5 protein-coding genes are annotated in these 5,769 nt (G+C 65.2%); 1 reads left to right on the forward strand and 4 read right to left on the reverse strand.

The features are described 5' to 3' along the window. Positions 1 to 200: 200 nt before the first annotated feature. The 4 genes from ACFVFQ_RS38145 to ACFVFQ_RS38160 all read right to left on the reverse strand — a co-directional run bounded on the left by ACFVFQ_RS38145 (position 201) and on the right by ACFVFQ_RS38160 (position 4,086). Entirely contained in the window at positions 201 to 1,844 is a 1,644-nt protein-coding gene (locus ACFVFQ_RS38145) for an IS4 family transposase (RefSeq protein ID WP_383425267.1), read from the reverse strand. Positions 1,845 to 1,983: 139 nt separating this feature from the next. Further along, positions 1,984 to 2,586, reverse strand: coding sequence for a hypothetical protein (locus ACFVFQ_RS38150; protein ID WP_383425269.1), 603 nt, complete (start codon positions 2,584 to 2,586; stop codon positions 1,984 to 1,986). Then, positions 2,583 to 3,497, reverse strand: a complete 915-nt coding sequence (locus tag ACFVFQ_RS38155; protein WP_383425271.1) for a transposase domain-containing protein — start codon at positions 3,495 to 3,497, stop codon at positions 2,583 to 2,585. Before ACFVFQ_RS38155 ends, ACFVFQ_RS38150 begins: the two co-directional genes overlap by 4 nt. 208 nt (positions 3,498 to 3,705) lie before the next feature. Further along, complete coding sequence (locus ACFVFQ_RS38160; RefSeq protein WP_383425275.1) at positions 3,706 to 4,086, reverse strand: transglycosylase family protein; 381 nt, start codon at positions 4,084 to 4,086, stop codon at positions 3,706 to 3,708. Positions 4,087 to 4,839: 753 nt separating this feature from the next. On the opposite strand from ACFVFQ_RS38160, the gene ACFVFQ_RS38165 reads away from it, so the two are divergent. After that, positions 4,840 to 5,370: an EF-hand domain-containing protein gene (locus ACFVFQ_RS38165; RefSeq protein ID WP_383425273.1), complete on the forward strand. Its 531-nt coding sequence runs from the start codon at positions 4,840 to 4,842 to the stop codon at positions 5,368 to 5,370. Positions 5,371 to 5,769: the final 399 nt, after the last annotated feature.

Here is a 5,769-nt window from a genome sequence, read left to right on the forward strand (position 1 = left end):
GACGTGAGACATCCCGCTCAACAGTCCGAGAGCCTCGCCTGTTACGGGCCACCAACCATCCCCCGATCAGTGGCCGAGTTGAAGAAGTTCACTGAGGTGCGACGTGTACTCAGGTTGAACTCGTAGTGTCCGGTAACTTGTTCATGGTGAGGCCGGTGGGTGGGCGGCATCCATCGTGAGGTTTCCCCAAGGCCGGGTAGTTAGCGCTTTCGCAGGTCACGCACGGGGGTTGTTGCCTGTGTGACTGCCGCGTAGCGTCCCGTGCGGACTCTCTTGATCATTCCCTTCTCGGTCCAGCGGGCGAGTTGTCGGTAGGTGGCGACGAGGGTGACGTCGCCGAGGAGTTCGGCGATCTCCCTTGAGCGCCAGAGCCGTTCGGGTTCTGCCTGCAGGATGGCCAGGACGCGTGTCATGCGGTTGCTGGTCTGGCCGGGGCCGACGTACTGGGGGACCGTGGTCGTGGGCAGTGCGGGCTCCGGCACCGGCGGTGGCAGGAGAGTGATCACCGTCGAGGTCACGGCCTTGCTTCGGTCAGGGCGGCCGTCCAGCTTCCTCTCCGCGTAGCGGGAGATGGGGGACTTCACCTTGCGGGTGCTGACGCGGGCCCGCCGTGCGGGCGACAGCGCCGACAGGACGCGCCGGCCGATCTCTCCAATGCCCCGCTCGAAGACTCCTTCCGCGCATACCAGCAGGTCACGGGCGATTTGGACGGCGACGGTGAAGCCGCAGCGGTCGGGATCGGTGCCCGGCTGGGACTCCACCGCCTGGACCATGGTGCGGCGCAGAACCTGGTACAGGGTGAGCAGGGCCCACATCTCCTGCTCGACGCCGGCCGGGTCGTGCGAGCGCAGGACACGTCCGTGCAGGATGGTGTGGCGCAAGGCGTAGTAGGCGCTCTCGTGCTCCCAACGCTCGTGATACAGGTGCACGAGGCGGTCGGCGGGGTAGCGGCGGGCGTCCAGGAGCGTGGTCACCAGACGGTAAGAGCCCTCGAAGTTGCTGCCATCGGTGCAGGTGATACTCACCTGATCTTCGATGATGCGCACCGGGACGCCGCCGATGACCGAGAGATAGGAGGAGTCGGCGAGAGTTTGAAGGACTGGTGGGCGGCGGCGCTGGCGGATGCGGCCCAGGACCTGTGCGCCGGTGGCGTGCGCGGCGGTGAGGAAGCCGTTGCTGTCGAAGCCCCGGTCCCACAGCACCAGCATCTCGGGGCCCAGATGGTGCAACAGCCGGGTGGCGTAGGAGGTTTCTCCCTCCCGGGTGGGGCCGAAGACCGCCGCGATGACGGCCCGGGTGCCGGTCTCGACCAGCGCCATCAGCTCGACCTGGGGATACCCGCCGTGCGGGCACCGCCCCAGCCAGCCCCGGTTGCGCTCGCTGTCAGGCACCTTGATCGAGCTGCAACCGTCGAACGACACCGTCCGATACGAGCCGAACCGCACCCCCGGCGTGTCCGGGCGGGCCAACGGCCCGGCCAGCACCTCGAACAACACCCGCACCGGAGCGCTGCCGAGTCGGCGGCGCAGATCACGGAGTGCCTTCGTGCTCGGGCGGACAACCGGCATCCCCGACAGGCCGGCCGTCAGCTTGGCCCACACCAACCGGTAACCGATCTCCGGGAACAGGCACATCGCCAACAGGAAGTAGACCCCGACCCGCGAGGGCAGATCGCGCAGCCGCTGCTGCACGGTCCAAGTCTCCGACAAGACCGCATCGACCAGCTCGAACGGCACGACCGACGTCAGCTCCCCCAGATGGCCCGGCGCGAACCGGCCCGCGGCCACAGTGACCGTACGGGTGATGGTCGCCAGTGACGGCGGCAGGACACAATGACCGGGCAACGGAGCTCCTTCGGGGACAAGCTGTCTTGGACGACTGCAACGAGCTCCGTTGCTCCATGTCAGGACTTCCTCAACTCCCTTGCGTGACCTGCGAAAACGCTAACTACCCGGCCTTGGAGGTTTCCCCAAGGCCAGGTAGTTAACGGATTTCCGCTGCTGTCAAGGGGGTTGTGTAGGCTGCGCGGCCGGTTTTGATGATGAGGCCGCGGTCGGCGAGGCGGCTGGGTTGGCGGTAGATGGACTGGACGGTGATGTCGCCGAGGCGGCGCGAGCGTTCCTTGGCGCTCCAGGTTCGCTCGGGTTCGGAACGCAGGAAGGCGATGATTTTCTCGCTGCGACGCTCGGGCGAAGCCATGGGCAGGGTGCGCTCATCACGGGTGGTGTCGGGGAACTCACCTTTCTCCGGCGGGGGTTGGACTTCCACGGTGAAGCCGGTGACCGGGGTGGAGCGGTCGGGGCGGCCGTCGTTGAGGCGCTCCGCGTAGCGGACCGTGGTGGATTTGACCTTGCGAGTGCTGATGCGTGGGTGGCGGGCCGGGAGGAGGGCGTCGAGGACGCGGCGGCCGATCTTGGTGGCCTGGAGGGCCACAGTGAAGCCGGCTCGGTCGGGATTGGTGCCCGGGCAGGTCTCGACGGCGTCGACCATGACGGCGCGCAGGAGCTGGTAGAGGGTGAGGGTGGCCCACATCTCCTGTTCGACTCCGGCGGGCTCGTGGGAGCGCAGTACGCGGCTGTTCATCATGGTGTGGCGCAGGGCGAAGTAGGCGGATTCGTGTTCCCAGCGTTCGTGGTAGAGGGAGATGAGAGTGCGGGCGGGGTGGCGTCGGGGGCGGTGAGCGTGGTGATCAGCCGGTAGGAGCCGGTGAAGGTGGTGGTGTCGGCGCAGGTCACAGTGATGTGGGCCTCGATGACGCGGACGGCCACGGTGCCAAGACGGGAGAGGTAGGAGCCGTCGTCGAGGCGGACCAGGACCGGGGTGATCCGGTTCGACTTCAGCCGCCCGAGGATCTTCGCGCCGGTGGCGTAGGTCTTTGCGAGGAAGTCGTTGCCGTCGAAGCCCTTGTCCCACAGCACGAGCATGTCCGGTCGCAACAGGTGCAGCAGACGACGAGCGTAGGCGATCTCACCCTCGCTAGGCGGACCGAAGCTGGAGCCGATCAGTGCCCGGGTGCCGGTCTCGACCAGGGGCATCAGCCGCAGCATCGGCCAGCCGCCATGCCGGCCGAAGGCCGCCCGGTTCGCCCGGTTGTCGGGGAGCCTGATCGCGGAGCAGCCGTCGAAGGACACGGTGCGGTAGCGGCCGTGGCGGGACCCTGGTGTGGACGGTCGGGCGAGCGGTCCCGCGACGATCTCGCACAAGGCTCGCACCGGAGCGACTCCGATGCGCCGACGCAGATCACGCAGAGCCTTCACCGTCGGGCTCACCAGGGGAAACGCCCCCAGGGCGGCGCTGAGTTTGCGCCACACCAGACCGTAGCCGACCTCGGGGAACAGACACATCGCCAAGACGAAGTAGACCCCGCAGCGCGAGGGGAGGTCACGAAGGCGCGCGTGCCGACCGCCGTGCTCCTCCAGTACCGCGTCAACCAGTTCCGGCGGCAGCAACGTTCCCAACTCACCCAGGTGGGCAGGCGCGTACCGGCCCCGCGCCACGGTGAGAAGCCCCTCCGGAACCTGACCCGCTACCGGTGGTGCACAATACGGGGCCAACGGAGCTCCCCTGTCTGCTGTCTTGGACGACGCGCAGTACAACGAGAGCTCCGTCGCTTTGGCTGCCTCGGACCTGCTCGAACCCCCTTGACAGCAGCGGAGATCCGTTAACTACCTGGCCTTGGAAGCTTCACTGCGGTGCCTGGCGGTTCTACCTGGTGAGTCCGAGTGTGCGTGAGCACTGTGGCCAGGCTGACCAGCCGACATCGGCCACTACGCGTCTTGCCACGGCGACCTGGTGAGCGCGGCGGGCCCGGGCTGCGTTGGGAGCGTAATGCGCACCGCCGTAGGCACGCCATGTGGACAGGGAGAACTGCAGCCCTCCGTAGTAGCCGTTGCCGGTGGCGACATGCCAACGACCGCTGCTCTCGCAAGCAGCGAGCTTGTCCCAGACGGGGCCGTAGGCGACCGAGAGGGGTGCGGTGACTGTCGCGGACGTAGCGACAAGGAGCGTGATGAATACGGCCTTGGCCAGGAGTCTGCCGATGGAGGTCGGGTGACGATGAGCGAACCACAACTTTACTCGCGCCATTTTCTGACTTCCTTGTTCTGGCGAACGGAAAAGGTTGGTGCGGGTGCCGAATGGTTGGCAGCGTTGGCAGGCCTCGCCTGTGAGGTGGGCGATGGGAAAGTCAAGTGGTGCCCGCCTGCGCGGAGGGTGTGAGCTGCGAATCTGCAGACGGTACTTGCCTGCTTTTTGCTTCACGCTAAAAGCTGTTCCGTAAGCTGGTACGAGGTTCGTGTGTGCTCCTTCTGTTCCGGTTTAGCGCCGCAGAGTGATGGCTTGGAGCCGGGGAAAATCGACATGCTTCGTCAACGTCCCATGGTTGCGGGGCAGTTCAAGATGAGTTACGGAACGGCCTTTACTCACATTTCGTTGACGCTGTGACGGTGCACGCTTCTCACTACGCAGAAGCGCGCACCGCGGCATCACCCGCACGAGGAGATGCGACTCGCGTTCGTTGGGCTCTGCCGCAGCTCCTACGCCTTCAACCCTTCCCGCTCGCTTCCGTTTGGCAAACGAATAGTGAGTCATTTGCCGCATTGGGTTAACCGGTCCTCATCTGGGCGTTTGGGACTGTGAGTCGAGGCTCTGGTCAGCATGACGGCGTGACCTGCAGGAACTGACCAGCCGTCAACTGTTGCCTTGCCGTCGTGCTTTGCCTGAGCTCCGCCAGTCGAGCGAAGGCTGTGCACTTCCAGGTGTGCGAACAGGGAACTCGGTGCAACATGACACATGTCTCAGGGTGCAAACTGTGCATCAAGTAACCGAAAGGACAGCAGAATGACTGACCCGATCGCGATCAAGCTTGGTCTGCTTTTCGAAGCCGTCGATGCGGACCACGACGGCACCATCCACTGGGCGGACTACCAGCGCCTCTTCGACCGTCTTGCGGTTGGCTACAAGACCGACACGGCCGAGCGTCGTCTCCAGGCGCTGCAGGCCACCTACCAGATGTACTGGTGTGAGCTGCTCCGTCACGCCGATAGCACCTCCCCGCTCCTGACCAAGGAGGAGTTCGTCGCGGTCAACCGTATGGCCAGCATGGACATCAGTCGGTTCAATGTGGTCGAGGGCATCCCAAGCGCAATGTTCGACGTCATCGTCCCTGACGACAGCAACATCCTCGGTATGGAGGAACTCTCGCGACTTCTGAAGCTTCTGGAGGTCACCTCACCCGAAATCGCCGGCCGGATTCCGGAGCTCGGCAACGACGGCTGTGTCACCCGGGAAGACTGCGTGCGATCCGCACGCGAATTCTTCTACACCCCCAACGTCATTGCTCCCGGAGGGGTCTTCTTCGGAATGGTATAGCCGAACCAGGTGGGAGAACCCCACCGAGGGGGCTTCCCAGCGATGGCGGACCTGATGACCAGGCAGACGCCAGTGAGCCTCTTTCATCCCGTTTCGGAGGAGCGAAAAGGCCTGGTCCGCAGGGGTAGTGACAGGCAGAGCCCCCGGTCGTTGGCTGTGTTGATTCCACCCGACAATGCCGGCACCCGGGGGCTCTGTTGGATCCGCATCTTTCCATGCTCGACGCCCCGAACGCGCTCGTCAAGCACGCCTCCTGGCTCCTGTACGCGCACAGGAGTGTTCAATTGACGGCCCTGAGCGTTTTCGGTCGCGTCCAGTTTGTGGTGTAAAGGCGCTCACGAACGGGTTTCGTGGGGTTGATGTTATGCGGCCTTGGTGGGGGACACGCGGGCCGGGGTG

It is taken from the genome of Streptomyces sp. NPDC057743, assembly GCF_042798755.1.
Taxonomy (GTDB): Bacteria; Actinomycetota; Actinomycetes; order Streptomycetales; family Streptomycetaceae; genus Streptomyces.